The sequence below is a fragment of the Variovorax sp. FW305-3-2-15-B-LB1 genome (assembly GCF_058787635.1).
The window spans coordinates 62,524-76,897 of the sequence record NZ_JBYSZY010000031.1 but is presented as its reverse complement, the minus strand read 5'-3'; the positions used below and the strand labels follow the sequence as shown (position 1 = coordinate 76,897).

The window sequence follows — 14,374 nt, the reverse complement described above, 5'->3', positions numbered from 1 at the left end:
CTCCCGCCCGAACCCCGCCGCCCTCCTCGTCACGCCCTGGCACCTGGCGCTGGGGCAGCGCTTCGCCACGCTGTGGGTCGTGAAGATGATCGGCACCACGCTCGGCATCTCGGGCTTCTTCGTCCTGTACTTCTGGGTGATGCACCACCCGCCCTCGGTGCCGACGGTGATGCCGCTCACCGCCATCGACCACTGGGTGGACGTGAGTGACGACGCGATGCTGCTGTACAGCTCGCTGTGGTTCTACATCTCGCTGGCGCCGGCCTTCACGAAAAACAAGGCCGAGCTGTGGGCCTGCGCACGCGGCGCCGCGCTCATGGCGGCCATCGGACTGGCGGTGTTCTGGTGCTTTCCGACGGTGGTGCCGAGCTTCGCGATCGACTGGTCGCAGTACCCGGCGCTGCAATTCCTCAAGAGCGCCGATGCGGGCGGCAATGCCTTCCCGTCGCTGCATGTGGCCTTCGCCGTGTTCGCGGCCGTGTGGCTCGGCCGCCAGCTGCGCAGCGTGCAGGCGCCCGCGTGGACGCAATGGGTGAACGTGCTGTGGGCCGCGGGGATCGTCTATTCGACGCTGGCCACGCGCCAGCACGTGCTGCTCGACGTGCTCGGTGGTGTGCTGCTGGCGGGCCTGGTGTGCTGGCGTCGCGCGCCGCGTGCCCGTTTGGTGCTGGCCGAGGCGTGAGCGCCGTCGGTTACCAAAAAATCCAGAGGGCGAGGCCGCCGAAGATCGTCCACTTGACCAGGTAGTACGCGCGCTTGTCCCAGGCCTTCAGCCGCTTGCCGACCACGCGGATCTGGTAGATGTACTTGAAGGCGCGGTTCAGCCCGCCCGTCTTGTCGCCCGCGTCGTTGGGCGAGGCGGCGGCGGCCAGCAGGTTCTTGGCGAACCAGCGGTTCACGGCGCTGGCCCAGCGGTACTTCAGCGGACGCTCGATGTCGCAGAACAGGATCACGCGGTCGTGGTCGGTGGTGTTCTCGGCGTAGTGGATGTAGGTCTCGTCGAACACCACGGCCTCGCCGTCGCGCCAGTGGTAGCGCTGGCCGTCCACGTCGATGTAGCAGCCTTCGACGCCCGGCGTCCACAGGCCCAGGTGATAACGCAGCGAACCGGCGAACGGGTCGCGGTGGCGCACGAGGCGGCTGCCCGGGGGCAGCTCGGCGAACATCGCGGCCTTGATGGTGCCGATGCCCTTGAGCAGCTCGGTGGTGCGCGGGCACAGCACGGCGGCCGAAGGGTGCGCATCGTCGTACCACTTCAGGTAGAAGCGCTTCCAGCCGCTCTTGAAGAAGGAGTTGAAGCCCACGTCGTTGAACTGGCTCGAGGCCTTGATGCTGCCGCCGTTGCGCATGGCCAGCGCTTCTTCGCGGATCACTTCCCAGTTTTCCTCGAGGATGCGCATCTCGGGGAACTGCGCGGGCGACAGGTACGGCGTACCGGGCACCTTCGAGAAAAGGTACATGAAGACGTTCAGCGGCGCCAGGAAGGTCGAGTGATCAGAGAGCTGTCTGAAGAACTTGTGCCGGACCTGGCCGCGGAAGTGAACGTAGAGTGCGCTGAGCACGAAGATGGCAAGAATGACCCACTTCATTGGTGAAAGTGTCCTGTAGACGAGCGCCGGGGGAGCCGGCTAGTGTAAATCCTTGCCCCGAAACAGGCCCGGCCGGGGCCTTTTCCCCCGGGCTCAGGCGCCGACGAGCAGGGGCTGCGGCACGTCGGCCTGCGCCAGCGGCAGCCGCACCGTGGCCAGCAGGCCGCCGCCCGGGGCCTCCCCCAGCACCGCGTCGCCGCCGTGCCGATCGACCACCGACTTGACGATGGCCAGGCCCAGCCCGCTGCCGCTTTGCGTCTGGTCGGGGTTGCGGAAGAAGCGGTCGAACACGCGCTCGCGCAGCGCGGGCGGAATGCCCGGGCCCGTGTCGGCCACGGTCAGCAGCGCCCGCGCGCCCTCGCGTGCCACGTGCACCGTCACGGTGGCGCCGCAGGGGCTGTACTTGATCGCGTTGTCGATCAGGTTGTCGATCATCGAGACCAGGCTCTCGCGCTCGCCGAGCACCGGCACGGCGTCGTCGCACACCAGTTCGAGCTCCACGCCGCGCGCACGCGCCAGGCCCTCGATCATGGCCAGCCGGTCCTGCACCAGCCCGTCGAGCGACAGCATCACCGGCAGCGCGTTGGTGGCGACGGCGTCGCTGCGCATGAGCTGCAGCAGCTGCCCCACCAGCCGCGCCGCGCGGTCGTTGCTGCGCAGCAGGTTGGCCATGAGCTCGCGCTGGCCCTCGTCGCTGCTCTGCTCCTTCAGCGCCTCGACGTTCACGCGCATGGCCGCCAGCGGCGTGCGCAACTCGTGCGCCGCGTCAGCGATCAGGCTGCGCTCGCGCGTGGTGCTGTCGCGCACCCGCAGCAGCAGGCTGTTGATGCTCTGCACCATCGGCTTGAGCTCCTTGTGCGGCGGCGTGTACGACAGCGGCGTCAGGTCGTCGGGACCGCGCTCGGCGGTTTCGCGGCTCACCTGGCGCCACGGACGCAGCGCCAGCCGCACCGACAGCCACGCGGGAAAGACGAGAAACGGCAGGCTGATCACCAGCGGCAGCAGGTAGTAGCCGCGCGACAGCACGGTGACGGCCAGCCGCCACACGCTGGGCTCGGCCAGCACCACGCGGGTGTCGGCGATGGGCGAAGCCATCGTGCGCGCGCGCCACTCGCGGCCGCCCGCGACCACGGTCTCGTTGCGGTCGGGCACCGAGTTCAGCAGCACGGGCACGCCGGCGCGCGAGTTGTAGATCAGCTTGCCGTGCTGCCACACCTGCATGACCGCCAGGGCTTCGTTGGTTTCGTCGCCGTCGCTGAGCGCCTCGATGAGCGCGGCGTCGAAGGCCTCGAGTGCCTCTCGTTGCCGCTCGGGTTGGTCCTCCAGCTTCTGCGCAATGGAGATCGCCGCCTTGAAGATGCTGGTGAACCGGAGCAGCCCCGGGTCCTTGTACGAGTCGTACAGCAGCAGCCCCACGGCCGAGGTCCACAGCAGCGCGACCACGGCCATCTGCGCCACCAGCAGGCGGCGCATCAGGGACGGCTGGTTCCAGTTCTTCCAGCCGCGCGCCAGCTGGCGCATCATTTCGACGGGCTCCGCACCAGCGACTGGGTGTCGATCACGTAGCCGATGCCGCGCACCGTGCGGATGTAGCCCTGCCCGATCTTCTTGCGCAGGTTGGAGATGTGCACCTCGAGCGAGTTGCTGCCGTTGGCCTGGCCGCCGGGCAGCACCTGCTCTTCCATCACGCGGCGCGTGACCACGCGGCCGGTGCGCTTGAGCAGAAGCGCCAGCAGGTCGAACTCGCAGCGCGACAGCTCCACCGGCTCGCCATCGACGATCACGCCGCGCGTGGGTTCGTGCAGCGCCAGGCCGCGCATGCGGATGGTCTCGTCGTTGAAGCCGTAGCTGCGGCGCGCCAGGGCCCGCACGCGCGACAGCAGCTCGGCCAGCGCGAAGGGCTTCACGAGGTAGTCGTCGGCGCCGTCGTCCAGGCTGCGCAGGCGGTCGTTGAGCGCATCGCGCGCGCTCAGCACCAGCACCGGCAATATCTGGCGGGTGCGGCGCAGGCGCAGCAGCAGGTCGAGCCCGTCGCCGTCGGGCAGGCCCAGGTCGAGCAGCACCATGTCGAAGGCGCCGTTGTCGAGGGTGCGCAAGGCGTCGTCGAGCCGGCGGACCCACACCACGTCCAGGCCCTGGTTGGCGAGCGCAATGCGCACGCCGTTGCCAAGATCAAGATCGTCCTCAACAAGCAAAAGATTCATGGGAAGGATTCCAAGCGAACAAGCCCGGTTCCGGGAAGTGGCCGAAGTATCTGCCACACCCCGTCGTTGCGCTTCAGGAAGCCTTCATGAAGGCTGCAGGGCTTCTTCAGGCGGCATGCCCACACTGCAAGGCTCCTGTTTTCTTCTTCCTGCCTGGAGCCCCGACGTGCCTCGCCCCTGTCTTTCCACGGTCCGCCCGCACTGGGCGAACCCGCTTCACTTCCAGCGCCGCGACCTGCTGCGCGCCGTGCTCCTGGGCAGCGCGGCCGGGCTGGCCGCTTGCGGCGGTGGTGGTGGCGGCGGCAACGCCGGCCCCACTCCCATCGGCAACGACCTTCCCGTGGCCGCCACCGACCGCCGCGTGAAAGTGTCGACCACGCCCGACGTCTCGCTGCAGGTGCGCGACTGGCAGCGCAGCGACGACGGTGGCCCCGTGCTCGTGCTGCTCGCCGGCCTCGGCGGCAACGCGCGCTGCTTCGACAGCCTGGCGCCCGCGCTGGTCGCGGCCGGCGCCGCCTCGCGCGTGCTCGCGGTCAGCCGGCGCGGCTACGGCCTGTCGGACAAGCCGCTGCCGGTGAAGAGCGCCACGCAGCACTACGAGGTCGACTCGCTGGTCGACGACCTGGCCGCGCTGTGCGATGCGCTCGGCCTCACGCGCGTGGTGCTCGGCGGCCATTCGATCGCGGGCAACGAGCTCACGCGCTTCGCGGGCCGCTTTCCCGAGCGGGTGCGCGGCCTGGTGTACCTCGATACCACCTTCGACTACACGAAGGACGCCGACACCGCCGGCGAAGACCCGCCGATGAACCGCCGGCTCGACGAGCCCGCGCCCACGCCCGACGACGGCCGTTCGATGAAGGCGGCCATTGCCTACCTGCGGCGCAAGTCGAAGAACTGGTGGCCGGCGCTCGAAGCCAACCTGCGCGACGCGCTCGACGAGCTGGCCGACGGCAGCGTGCGGCCCAACACGCCCGACGCCGTGGAGACCGCGATGGACACCGCGGCCCACCGCTTCTCGCCCGACTACCGGCCGGTGCGCGCGCCGGCGCTGGTGGTGAGCGCGCTGCCATTCGACCAGCGCGACCTGTTCCCCTGGCTCGAACGCCCGCTCGATGCGCAGACCGGCCAGGACGCCGCCGACTTCCTGCGCATCTTCCGCCGCGTGCGCCGCGCCGACGCCGACCGCCTCGCCACCGCGCTGCAGACCTCGCACCGGCTCACGCTGGACCACTGCAACCACACCGACTTCTTCATGGAACGCGAGGCCGAGGTGGTGCGCGCGATCCAGTCGATGCGCTGGGCCTGATCCTTACTTGCGCAGCAACTTGATCAGCGCCGCCAGTTCCTCGCCGCCGAGCCCCGCCGCATCGGCGCGCTGGAACAGGCCCGCGGCAAAGGCCGGGAACTCGGTGTTGATGCCCGCCTCCTGCGCGGTCTGCAGGATGCGCTGCGTGGCCTCGACCGAAATGCGCATCGGGCTCTGCGTGATCGTGAAGTCGCCCGACTGGATGACCGCGCCCTCGTGCTGAAGAAAGCCCGCGAAGGTCGGCATGATGCCCGCCACGATGCGGCCGAACTCGGCGACGTCGAAGCCTTCGTGCTCGGCGATGCGCGCACCGTGCAGGAAGCCAAGCATCGTGCCGTAGATGCTGGAGAGCGTGGCCAGGTCCATGGCCGCGGCCGCGCTGGCCTTCTCGCCGAGGTAGACGATGCCGCCGGCCAGCACCTTCAGCAAGGGCTCGGCCTCGGCGAACACGGCCTGCGCACCCGACACCAGCAGCGGCGTGTCGGGGCGGCCCATCTGGTCCGGCGCGGCCTGGATCGCGCCTTCGAGGTAGGCGGCGCCGTGGCTGTGCGCCCAGGCCTCGGCCTCGCGCGCGTCCTTCGGGCTGCCGGTGGTGAGCTGTGCGAGCAGGCGGCCGTCCATGGCGGCGGCCACACCGTCCATCGCGAAGATCGCGTCGGCGGCGCGATAGTCGTACACGCACATCACGGCCATGCGGCTGGCGCGCAAGGCCTCGGCCGCGCTGCGCGCCAGCACGGCGCCACGGGCGACCAGCGCGTCGGCCTTGTCGGCCGTGCGGTTCCACAGCGTGACCTTGTAGCCCTGGTCGAGAAAGAGCCGCGCGATGACGACGCCCATGGCGCCCAGGCCCAGAACCGAAACTTCCTTGTTGATGTTGCTCATGGCAATCCGATGCAGTGGTGGTTGATGACGCCTGCATGGTAGAAATTACACTTCCACATGGTCAAGTACCTACGATAAAGTAAGGTACTTACCAAATAGGAAGTATTGGAATCGCAAGGAGCAAGAGATGGCAGCGAAGAAGCCCTACAACTGCGGCATCGGCCCCGCGTTCGAGGTCATCGGCGGCAAGTGGAAAGCCGTCATCCTGTGGGAGCTGCACCTGCAGCCCTACCGCTTCGGCGAGCTGAAGCGGCTGCTGCCCGAGGTCAGCGAGAAGATGCTGATCCAGCAGCTGCGCGAGATGGAAACCGACGGCCTCGTGCACCGCGAGGTGTTCCACGAAGTGCCGCCGCGCGTGGAGTATTCCGAGACCTCGCTCGGCGCCACGCTCAATGCGGCGCTGGGGCCGCTGGCCGATTGGGGCGACCGCTATGCCAAGCGCGTGGCGGCGGCGCGCAAGCTGGCCAAAGCGGCCAAGTAGGGACGCAACGCGTTCAGTCGGCCCAGCCGGTCTCGATCTCTGTCTTGACCTCGGTCATCAGCTTGTGCACGGGGCACTTGCCCGCCACGCGCAGCAACTCGTCGCGCTGCGCCTCGGTCAAGTCGCCCGTCAGGCGCAGGCCCGACTTCAGGCGGTAGATGCCCTTGCGTTCCTCGCTGTCGTCGCGGTCGACCACGACCTCGATGTCTTCCACCGGAATGCCCTTGCGGCGCGCATAGAGCAGCACCGTGAGCGCCTTGCAGGCCGCCAGCGACGCGTCGTACAGGTCGTGCGGCTCGGCACCGCCGTCGCTGCCACCGCCCGCGGGCGAGGCATCGACGGGGATCTCGTGGTTGCGGATCTTGAGGATGTGGCGCGTGCCGGTGGTGCCGTCGCGGCGGATCGAGAGGGTCATGCCGATGTCCTTGAAGGGGTGGAAAGAAAGCTCAGGCCAAGTCTTTCACATACAGGATGGTCGTGAATCCGCTGTGCCATTCGAGGTCGGGGTAGCGGCCGGCCTCACGGTAGCCGAGCGCGCGATACAGGCCCTGGCTCTGCGTGTTGAAGGTGTCGGTCTCGAGCCGCGCCTGCGCCACGCCGTCGGCGCGCATGCCGGCTTCGGCAAAGGCCATGAGCGCGCGGGCGATGCCCTTGCGCTGGTGCGCGGCGGGCACGTGCAGGGCCTGCACGAAGTCATACTCCCAGTGCACCATGCCAACCACCTCGCCCTCGAGTTCCGCCACGAAGAAGGCCGGGCCGCTCTCGTCGATGTAGCCCACGGGCTCGCCGCTGTCGGCATAGGCCTTGGCGGCCTCGGGCGTGAGCTGCGGCAGCCAGGTGCTCGCGAAGGTGTCGTCGAGGATGGCCTTCACCGCGTCGAAGTCGGCCAGGCGCCAGGGCCGGATGACGATGGCGGCGGCGCTCACCGGTCCACCGCCAGCATCAGCGTTTCCTTGATCTCTTCCATCACCACGTAGCTGTGCGACTCGGCCGCCACCGGCAGCTTCTTGAGGATGTCGCCCAGCAGGTGCCGGTACTCGCTCATGCCGCTCAGGCGCGCCTTCACGAGGTAGTCGAAGCTGCCTGACACCAGGTGGCATTCGAGCACCTCGGGCATGTGCAGCAGCTCCTGCTTCACCTTGTCGAACACGTCGCCCGACTTGGCCGAGAGCTTGATCTCCACGAACACCAGCAGCGTCTTGCCCAGCGCCTCGGGCGACACGTGCGCGTGGTAGCCGCTGATGACGCCGTCGCGCTCCATGCGCTTGACGCGCTCGGCGCAGGGCGAGGCCGACAGGCCGATGCGCTCGGCCAGTTCGGTCATGGAAATGCGGCCCTGGCGCTGCAGCAGGTCGAGGATCTTGCGGTCGATTCGGTCGAGTTCGGGCATTTCACTCCGCGCGGGGCCTTGGACGGTTTTTGGCAGCGATTTTCACGGCCAAAGACCTAAAAACAATGGAATCCACTGCATTGTGCACTTTAGATTCACATCATTCCATTCAGATCAGCGGATACACCATGAAAGTCATCGTTCTCGGCGGCGGCGTGATCGGCACCACCACGGCGTACTACCTCGCGCGCTCCGGCGCCGAAGTCACCTTGCTCGACCGGCAGGCCGGTCCGGCCGAGGAAACGAGCTTCGGCAATGCCGGCCAGGTGTCGCCCGGCTACTCGACGCCGTGGGCCGCGCCCGGCATTCCGCTGAAGGCGATCAAGTGGATGTTCCAGAAGCATGCGCCGCTGTCGATCCGTCCCGACGGCACGCTGTTCCAACTGCGCTGGATGGCCGCCATGCTGCGCAACTGCTCGCCCGAGCGCTACGCCGTGAACAAGGAACGCATGATGCGCGTGGCCGAATACAGCCGCGGCTGCCTGCAGCAACTGCGCGCCGACACCGGCCTGCAGTACGAGCACCGCACCGGCGGCACGCTGCAACTCTTTCGCACGCAGGCGCAGCTCGACGCGGTGCAGCGCGACATCGCCGTGCTCGAGGAATGCGGCGTGCCCTATGAACTGCTCGACCGCGACGCCCTGGCGCGCGTCGAACCCGGCCTGGCCGGCGCGCGCGATCGCCTCACGGGCGGCCTGCGCCTGCCCAACGACGAAACCGGCGACTGCCACCTGTTCACGCGTGGCCTCGCCGAGATCGCACGCGGCCTGGGCGTGGACTTCCGCTTCGGCCAGACCATCGACGGCCTGGAGACCGACGGCGGCCGCATCACCGGCGTGCGCACGCGTGCCGGCAAGATCCTCACGGCCGACCGCTATGTGATGGCCTTCGGCAGCTACTCGCGCGCCGCCATCGCCTCGCTGGGCCTGGACATCCCCGTGTACCCGGTCAAGGGCTACTCGCTCACGGTGCCGCTGCTCGACGAATCGCTCGCGCCGCAATCGACCGTGCTCGACGAAACCTACAAGGTGGCCGTCACGCGCTTCGACAACCGCATCCGCGTGGGCGGCATGGCCGAGCTCGGGGGCTTCGACCTGCGCCTGAACCCGGCGCGCCGCGCCACGCTCGAGAAGGTCGTGAGCGACCTGTTCCCGGGCGGCGACCTGCCCAACGCCAGCTTCTGGACCGGCCTGCGCCCGATGACGCCCGACAGCACGCCCATCGTCGGCGCCACGCGCTACCCGAACCTGTTCCTGAACACGGGCCACGGCACACTGGGCTGGACCATGGCCTGCGGCTCGGGCAAGCTGATCTCGGACCTGGTGACGGGCCAGCGGCCGGAGATCCGCACGGACGGGTTGGCGATGGACCGCTACACGCAAGGACCGTCGCGTTCGGCGCGCCCGAGCCCGACGACGGCGCCGGCCTGAGCGACGCCTGGGAGGCGACGGGCCGCCTGGGCCCGCGCTGACCTACTCGTCGCTCGCGTCGTTGCCCGTCATCGCGAGCACCTCTTCGACAAAGGCCTCGAAGCGCGGCAACGCGGCAGGCAGCCCGTCGGGCGAAGCGGCCTCGCCCGCATCGAAGAAATGCGGCGCACCGGCGGGCATGGCGACCCATTCCCCGCCTTCGACCAGCAACCCCAGATACCCCTCCGCCGTCGGCAGATAGAACAGCCCCGCGCTGTCGAGCGTGCGCTGGCCGTCGGCCTCGCCGCGCCCCCAGCGCACGCCGTGGCGCGCGAGGTGGTCGCTGATCCAGCCGTCGCACACGTGCGTGTCGCGCCAATTGGCCTGGCCATCGAATACGGCGAGCACGGGCATGGGGCGTCCTTCGCTGAAGCGTGGTGGATTACTGCAGGAAGCTGGGCTTGGCGTAGCCCTGGAACTTGCTGTCGACCACCGTCTTGAATTCCTTCGAGCGGTAGGCCTCGGCGATGTCCTTGGCCCAGGCGGCGTTCTTGTCGGCGCTCTTCACGGCAACCACATTCAGGTAGTAGTCGGGCGTCTTCTCGAGCACCACGGCCTCGGTGAGCTTCAGGCCCGACGAGATCGCGAAGTTGCCGTTGACGATGGCGTACTCGGTGTCGCCCAACGAACGCGGCAGCTGCGCGGCCTCGAGCGGAATGAACTTGAGCTTCTTCGGGTTCTCGGCCACGTCCTTCTCGGACGCGCGCAGCGGATCGATGCCGGCCTTGATCGTGACCAGCTTGTTCTGCTCCAGCAGCACCAGCGCGCGCGCCAGGTTGCTCGGGTCGTTCGGCAACGTCACGCGGTCGCCTTCCTTCACGTCGGCCAGCGTCTTGCGCTTGGTCGAGTACACGCCCATGGGCGCGATCGGGCCCTGCACCAGCTCGGCGAGGTCGAGCTTCTGGTCGGCCGAGAACTTCTGCAGGTAGACCCGATGCTGGAAGAAATTGGCGTCGAGCGAGCCCTGGGCCAGCGCGAGGTTGGGCTGCACGTAGTCGTTGAACTCGACCAGCTTCACCTTGTAGCCCTTCTTCTCGAGGATCGGAATGATGCCGGCCTTGAGCTGGTCGGCGTTGGAGCCGGCGGTGCCGCCGATCACGAGGTTCTTCTTGGCGTCCTGCGCCTGCGCCGACAGCGAGAGGCCGCCGAGCGACAGCGCGACGAGGGAAACGGCGAGGACGGAACGGCGCAGCAGTGCGGTTTTCATGGAATGAACTGAAAGATGAGAGGAAAGGAAGAAAAAAATCAACGCTTGTCGAGCCGGCGCGCCGTGGTGTTGCCCACGAACTGCAGGATCTGCACCAGCACCACGAGCAGCGCCACGGTGAGCACCATCACGTCGGTCTGGAAGCGGTAGTAGCCGTAGCGGATCGCCAGGTCGCCGATGCCGCCGCCGCCCACCACACCGGCAATCGCCGAGTACGACAGGAAGCTCACGGCCAGCACGGTGAGCGCGAGCACCAGCCCCGAGCGCGCCTCGACGATCAGCACGCGCCAGACGATCTGCAGCTCCGACGCGCCCATGGCATGCGCCGCCTCGATCACGCCGCGCGGCACCTCGCGCAGGCACTGGTCGACCAGCCGCGCAAAGTACGGAATGGCCGCGAACGACAGCGGCACCGCAGCCGCCAGCGGGCCGATGGAGGTGCCCGCGATGATCCGCGTGAACGGCACCAGCGCCACCAGCAGGATGATGAACGGGAAGGAACGCACCGTGTTCACGATCCAGTTGAGGATGTGGAACGCCGGCTTGTTCTCGAGCGACTGGCCCGGGCCCAGCAGGAACAGCAGGATGCCCAGCGGCCCGCCGATGAGCACCGCCGCCGACAGGCCGATGGCCAGCATCAGGAAGGTCTGGCCCGTGGCCGTCCACAGCTCGGGAAGGATGGGGGTGATGTTCTCAAACATAGGCCAGCTCCTGCGCGTTGCGCTGTGCGGTCGCCACGCGCGGCGCCACGGGTTCGCGCGACTCGCGTTCGCGGCGGCGCACCAGTTCGTCGATCTCGCGGCCCAGCGCGGTCTTGCGTTCCTCGCTCGGGGCATCGACGGCGAACTGCTCGATGAGGCGGCCCTTTTCGAGGATGGCCACGTTGCGGCACAGCACCTCGACCACCGAGAGCTCGTGCGTGACGATCACGATGGTCACGCCGATCTTCTGGTTGATGTCGCGCAGCGTTTCGAGCAGCGCGCGGGTGGTTTCGGTGTCGAGCGCCGAAGTGGGCTCGTCGCACAGCAGCACCTGCGGACGCGGCGCCAGCGCACGCGCAATGGCCACGCGCTGCTTCTGGCCGCCCGAGAGCTGGGCCGGGTAGGTGTCGATCTTCTCGGCCAGGCCGACGAGGTCGAGGCACTCGCGCACCCGCTCGTTGATCTCGGCCTTCGAATGGCGGCCGTGGATCTTCAAGGGGAAGGCCACGTTGTCGAACACCGTGGCGTTCTGCAGCAGGTTGAACTGCTGGAAGATCATGCCGATGTTCTGGCGCGTGTCGCGCAGCTCGCGGCGCGACAGCGTCGTGAGGTCGCGCCCGCCGACGAACACCTGGCCCGCATCGGGCCGCTCGAGCAGGTTGATGAGGCGCAGCAAGGTCGACTTGCCGGCGCCGCTCTTGCCGATCAGGCCGAACACGTCGCCCTGCTGGATCTCGAGCGAGAGCGATTGCACGGCGTCGAACACCTCGCCGCTGGGCAAGGCGAAAGACTTCTGCACCGATTGAAGACGGATGACCGGCGCCGCGTTGCCGCGTGCCGCATCAGGCGAAGGGAAGGTCATGAAAGAAGGCGCGGGCCGCACAGGCGCGACCGCGCAGGTTCGCAAAAAGGTGCCGAGTATGAAAAGAAACAAGCCGAAAGGGAACGAACAAATCGGCTCGTGCTTATATGAAAAATCAGATAAGAAAGACCACATGAAGCGAGTGGACGCCATATCGATATGAGGATTGGTTCGTTCCCGATCCGCGGCGGCAATGCCACATTCGGCGCCTTCATTTCTTCGATTTCGCGCCACCATGCATTCCACTTTCCGCCGCCGCGGCCTCGTGCTCGCCACCCTCGTCACCGCCCTTTTCGCTGGCAACGCCGCCTTTGCGCAGGACAACAAGAACACCGTCAAGGTCGGCATTTCCGTCGGCAGCGCCGAGCAGGTGTTCGAGGTGGTCAAGAAGGTGGCCGCCAAGGACGGCCTGACCGTCCAGGTCGTGGTGTTCAACGACTACCAGCTGCCCAATGCGGCGCTGGCCGCCGGCGACCTGGACGCCAACGCCTTCCAGCACCAGCCCTTCCTGGACAACCAGATCAAGGCGCGCGGCTTCGACCTCGTGCCCGTGGGCCTGACCATCACCGCGCCGCTGGGCTTCTACTCGCGCAAGATCAAGTCGATCGACCAGCTGGCCGACGGCGCCTCGGTCGGCATCCAGAACGACCCCTCGAACGGCAACCGCGCCCTGCTGCTGCTGCAACAGGCCAAGCTCATCACCCTCAAGCCCGAGGCCGTGAAGAACAACAACGCCACGCCGCTGGACGTGGTGACCAACCCCAAGAAGCTCAAGCTGGTGTCTCTGGACGCCGCCCAGCTGCCGCGCTCGCTCGACGACCTGGCCATTTCGGCCATCAACAACGACTACGCCGAGAAGGCCGGCCTGTCCTTCGGCAAGGACGCCGTCATCAAGGAATCGGCCCAGAGCCCCTACGCCAACCTGATCGCCGTGCGCCGCGCCGACAAGGACAAGCCCTGGGCCAAACGCCTCGTGGCGGCCTACCAGTCGCCGGAGGTGCGCAGCTTCATCGAGACGCAGTTCAAGGGGTCGTTGATTCCGGCGTTCTGATTCGGTGCCCGCGCCTTCCCCCCGAGAGGGAAGGCGCAATACAGGGGCGCTGCCTGGCGGGTTGGCGGACCGTGAGAAAATGACGGGTTCCCCCGAACACCAACCTCACACAGTCAGGACACCCCATGGACGCAGAACAGATCAACCAAATCGGCGCAATGCTCGCGGACCTGAGCGTCCGTACGGTCGATTTACGGAGGTATCTTTGACTACGATGCCAAAGCTGAACGACTGAGGACAGTCAACGCATCGCTCGAAGACCCGAACGTCTGGAACGACCCGAAGAAGGCCCAGGAACTGGGCAAGGAAAAGAAGTCGCTCGACGACGTGGTCGTCACGCTCGACCGGCTCACCAACGGGCTGTCGGACAACACCGAGCTCTTCGAGATGTCGAAGGAAGACGGCGACCTCGATGGCCTGCAGGCCATTGCCGATGACGCCGCCACGCTCGAAGCCGACATCAAGCAGCTCGAGTTCCGCCGGATGTTCAACAACCCGGCCGACCCGCTGAACGCCTTCGTCGACATCCAGGCCGGCGCCGGTGGCACCGAGGCCTGCGACTGGGCCAGCATGCTGCTGCGCCAGTACCTGAAGTACGCCGAGCGCAAGGGCTTCAAGACGCAGATCGAAGACGAAACGCCCGGCGACACCGCCGGCATCAAGGGCGCGACCATCAAGGTCGAGGGCGACTACGCCTTCGGCCTGCTGCGCACCGAGACCGGCGTGCACCGCCTGGTGCGCAAGTCGCCGTTCGACTCGTCGGGCGGCCGCCACACCAGCTTCGCCTCGATCTTCGTGTACCCCGAGATCGACGACTCGATCGAGATCGAGATCAACCCTTCGGACGTGCGCACCGACACCTTCCGCGCCTCGGGCGCCGGCGGCCAGCACATCAACAAGACCGACTCGGCCGTGCGCCTGACGCACATCCCGACCGGCATCGTCGTGCAGTGCCAGGACGGCCGCAGCCAGCACAGCAACCGCGACGTGGCGTGGAAGCGCCTGCGCTCGCGCCTGTACGACCACGAGATGCGCAAGCGCCAGGAAGAACAGCAAAAGCTCGAGGACAGCAAGACCGACGTGGGCTGGGGCCACCAGATCCGCAGCTACGTGCTGGACAACAGCCGCATCAAGGACCTGCGCACCAACGTCGAAGTCTCGGCCACGCAGAAGGTGCTCGACGGCGACCTCGACGTGTTCATCGAAGCCTCGCTCAAGCAAGGCGTCTGACC

Annotated in this window: 17 protein-coding genes; 6 read left to right on the top strand and 11 right to left on the bottom strand. The window is 67.5% G+C overall.

Features of this window, described 5'->3' with window-relative positions:
* Window positions 1-682 (top strand): phosphatase PAP2 family protein (locus AC3WQR_RS19475; protein WP_492743197.1); only part of this gene is annotated, 682 nt, incomplete at its 5' end.
* Window positions 683-692: 10 nt separating this feature from the next.
* Here AC3WQR_RS19475 and lpxO read toward each other — a convergent pair.
* From lpxO to AC3WQR_RS19460, 3 genes are all read right to left on the bottom strand, one after another.
* Entirely contained in the window at window positions 693-1,589 is an 897-nt protein-coding gene (lpxO, locus tag AC3WQR_RS19470) for a lipid A hydroxylase LpxO (RefSeq protein WP_159275736.1), read from the bottom strand.
* A gap of 93 nt (window positions 1,590-1,682) precedes the next feature.
* Window positions 1,683-3,113, bottom strand: a complete 1,431-nt coding sequence (locus AC3WQR_RS19465; RefSeq protein ID WP_070062381.1) for a sensor histidine kinase — start codon at window positions 3,111-3,113, stop codon at window positions 1,683-1,685.
* Window positions 3,110-3,793 (bottom strand): response regulator, encoded by a 684-nt coding sequence (locus AC3WQR_RS19460; RefSeq protein ID WP_062473337.1) that lies wholly within the window; start codon window positions 3,791-3,793, stop codon window positions 3,110-3,112. The genes AC3WQR_RS19465 and AC3WQR_RS19460 overlap by 4 nt, the downstream gene beginning before the upstream one ends.
* 166 nt (window positions 3,794-3,959) lie before the next feature.
* Between AC3WQR_RS19460 and AC3WQR_RS19455 the strand changes: the two genes are divergently transcribed.
* On the top strand, window positions 3,960-5,099 hold the full coding sequence (locus AC3WQR_RS19455) for an alpha/beta hydrolase (RefSeq protein ID WP_492743196.1): 1,140 nt from the start codon (window positions 3,960-3,962) through the stop codon (window positions 5,097-5,099).
* A gap of 3 nt (window positions 5,100-5,102) precedes the next feature.
* Here the strand turns inward: AC3WQR_RS19455 and AC3WQR_RS19450 are convergent, their stop codons facing one another.
* Entirely contained in the window at window positions 5,103-5,981 is an 879-nt protein-coding gene (locus AC3WQR_RS19450; RefSeq protein ID WP_492743195.1) for an NAD(P)-dependent oxidoreductase, read from the bottom strand.
* Between the two features lie 127 nt (window positions 5,982-6,108).
* On the opposite strand from AC3WQR_RS19450, the gene AC3WQR_RS19445 reads away from it, so the two are divergent.
* On the top strand, window positions 6,109-6,462 hold the full coding sequence (locus AC3WQR_RS19445; RefSeq protein ID WP_492743194.1) for a winged helix-turn-helix transcriptional regulator: 354 nt from the start codon (window positions 6,109-6,111) through the stop codon (window positions 6,460-6,462).
* A 13-nt stretch (window positions 6,463-6,475) separates the two neighbouring features.
* Here the strand turns inward: AC3WQR_RS19445 and AC3WQR_RS19440 are convergent, their stop codons facing one another.
* The 3 genes from AC3WQR_RS19440 to AC3WQR_RS19430 are packed head-to-tail and all read right to left on the bottom strand — an operon-like array spanning window position 6,476 to window position 7,852.
* Entirely contained in the window at window positions 6,476-6,877 is a 402-nt protein-coding gene (locus AC3WQR_RS19440; RefSeq protein ID WP_070062377.1) for an OsmC family protein, read from the bottom strand.
* A gap of 31 nt (window positions 6,878-6,908) precedes the next feature.
* The gene (locus AC3WQR_RS19435) at window positions 6,909-7,388 is read right to left on the bottom strand and encodes a GNAT family N-acetyltransferase (protein WP_492743193.1); all 480 of its coding nucleotides are present in this window, start codon (window positions 7,386-7,388) and stop codon (window positions 6,909-6,911) included.
* On the bottom strand, window positions 7,385-7,852 hold the full coding sequence (locus AC3WQR_RS19430; protein WP_492743192.1) for an Lrp/AsnC ligand binding domain-containing protein: 468 nt from the start codon (window positions 7,850-7,852) through the stop codon (window positions 7,385-7,387). The genes AC3WQR_RS19435 and AC3WQR_RS19430 overlap by 4 nt, the downstream gene beginning before the upstream one ends.
* Before the next feature lie 128 nt (window positions 7,853-7,980).
* Here AC3WQR_RS19430 and AC3WQR_RS19425 point away from each other — a divergent pair, with 128 nt between their 5' ends.
* Window positions 7,981-9,282 carry a D-amino acid dehydrogenase gene (locus AC3WQR_RS19425; protein WP_492743191.1) on the top strand — a complete coding sequence of 434 codons (1,302 nt, stop codon included), beginning with the start codon at window positions 7,981-7,983 and terminating at the stop codon, window positions 9,280-9,282.
* A 42-nt stretch (window positions 9,283-9,324) separates the two neighbouring features.
* Here AC3WQR_RS19425 and AC3WQR_RS19420 read toward each other — a convergent pair whose 3' ends face one another.
* The 4 genes from AC3WQR_RS19420 to AC3WQR_RS19405 are packed head-to-tail and all read right to left on the bottom strand — an operon-like array spanning window position 9,325 to window position 12,091.
* Window positions 9,325-9,675, bottom strand: coding sequence for a hypothetical protein (locus tag AC3WQR_RS19420; RefSeq protein ID WP_307588802.1), 351 nt, complete (start codon window positions 9,673-9,675; stop codon window positions 9,325-9,327).
* Between the two features lie 28 nt (window positions 9,676-9,703).
* Complete coding sequence (locus AC3WQR_RS19415; RefSeq protein ID WP_062473320.1) at window positions 9,704-10,528, bottom strand: MetQ/NlpA family ABC transporter substrate-binding protein; 825 nt, start codon at window positions 10,526-10,528, stop codon at window positions 9,704-9,706.
* Window positions 10,529-10,566: 38 nt separating this feature from the next.
* Complete coding sequence (locus AC3WQR_RS19410) at window positions 10,567-11,229, bottom strand: methionine ABC transporter permease (protein WP_062473319.1); 663 nt, start codon at window positions 11,227-11,229, stop codon at window positions 10,567-10,569.
* Window positions 11,222-12,091, bottom strand: a complete 870-nt coding sequence (locus AC3WQR_RS19405; RefSeq protein ID WP_492743190.1) for a methionine ABC transporter ATP-binding protein — start codon at window positions 12,089-12,091, stop codon at window positions 11,222-11,224. The genes AC3WQR_RS19410 and AC3WQR_RS19405 overlap by 8 nt, the downstream gene beginning before the upstream one ends.
* A gap of 235 nt (window positions 12,092-12,326) precedes the next feature.
* On the opposite strand from AC3WQR_RS19405, the gene AC3WQR_RS19400 reads away from it, so the two are divergent.
* Together AC3WQR_RS19400 and prfB are read left to right on the top strand one after the other, a co-directional pair.
* Window positions 12,327-13,142 (top strand): MetQ/NlpA family ABC transporter substrate-binding protein, encoded by an 816-nt coding sequence (locus AC3WQR_RS19400; RefSeq protein WP_492743189.1) that lies wholly within the window; start codon window positions 12,327-12,329, stop codon window positions 13,140-13,142.
* A gap of 125 nt (window positions 13,143-13,267) precedes the next feature.
* A protein-coding gene (prfB, locus tag AC3WQR_RS19395) for a peptide chain release factor 2 (RefSeq protein ID WP_095950518.1) occupies window positions 13,268-14,372 on the top strand; the annotation gives its coding sequence in 2 pieces (ribosomal slippage) (window positions 13,268-13,348 and window positions 13,350-14,372; 1,104 coding nt in all).
* Window positions 14,373-14,374 lie beyond the last annotated feature (2 nt).

What these genes read in the sequence shown, in the direction of transcription:
- AC3WQR_RS19425 (WP_492743191.1), top strand. Translation starts at nt 7,981, where the DNA reads ATGAAAGTCATCGTTCTCGGCGGCGGCGTGATCGGCACCACCACGGCG.
- AC3WQR_RS19430 (WP_492743192.1), bottom strand. Translation starts at nt 7,852, where the DNA reads ATGCCCGAACTCGACCGAATCGACCGCAAGATCCTCGACCTGCTGCAG.
- AC3WQR_RS19400 (WP_492743189.1), top strand. Translation starts at nt 12,327, where the DNA reads ATGCATTCCACTTTCCGCCGCCGCGGCCTCGTGCTCGCCACCCTCGTC.
- AC3WQR_RS19450 (WP_492743195.1), bottom strand. Translation starts at nt 5,981, where the DNA reads ATGAGCAACATCAACAAGGAAGTTTCGGTTCTGGGCCTGGGCGCCATG.
- AC3WQR_RS19440 (WP_070062377.1), bottom strand. Translation starts at nt 6,877, where the DNA reads ATGACCCTCTCGATCCGCCGCGACGGCACCACCGGCACGCGCCACATC.
- AC3WQR_RS19415 (WP_062473320.1), bottom strand. Translation starts at nt 10,528, where the DNA reads ATGAAAACCGCACTGCTGCGCCGTTCCGTCCTCGCCGTTTCCCTCGTC.
- AC3WQR_RS19460 (WP_062473337.1), bottom strand. Translation starts at nt 3,793, where the DNA reads ATGAATCTTTTGCTTGTTGAGGACGATCTTGATCTTGGCAACGGCGTG.
- AC3WQR_RS19445 (WP_492743194.1), top strand. Translation starts at nt 6,109, where the DNA reads ATGGCAGCGAAGAAGCCCTACAACTGCGGCATCGGCCCCGCGTTCGAG.
- lpxO (WP_159275736.1), bottom strand. Translation starts at nt 1,589, where the DNA reads ATGAAGTGGGTCATTCTTGCCATCTTCGTGCTCAGCGCACTCTACGTT.
- AC3WQR_RS19405 (WP_492743190.1), bottom strand. Translation starts at nt 12,091, where the DNA reads ATGACCTTCCCTTCGCCTGATGCGGCACGCGGCAACGCGGCGCCGGTC.
- AC3WQR_RS19410 (WP_062473319.1), bottom strand. Translation starts at nt 11,229, where the DNA reads ATGTTTGAGAACATCACCCCCATCCTTCCCGAGCTGTGGACGGCCACG.
- AC3WQR_RS19420 (WP_307588802.1), bottom strand. Translation starts at nt 9,675, where the DNA reads ATGCCCGTGCTCGCCGTATTCGATGGCCAGGCCAATTGGCGCGACACG.
- AC3WQR_RS19465 (WP_070062381.1), bottom strand. Translation starts at nt 3,113, where the DNA reads ATGATGCGCCAGCTGGCGCGCGGCTGGAAGAACTGGAACCAGCCGTCC.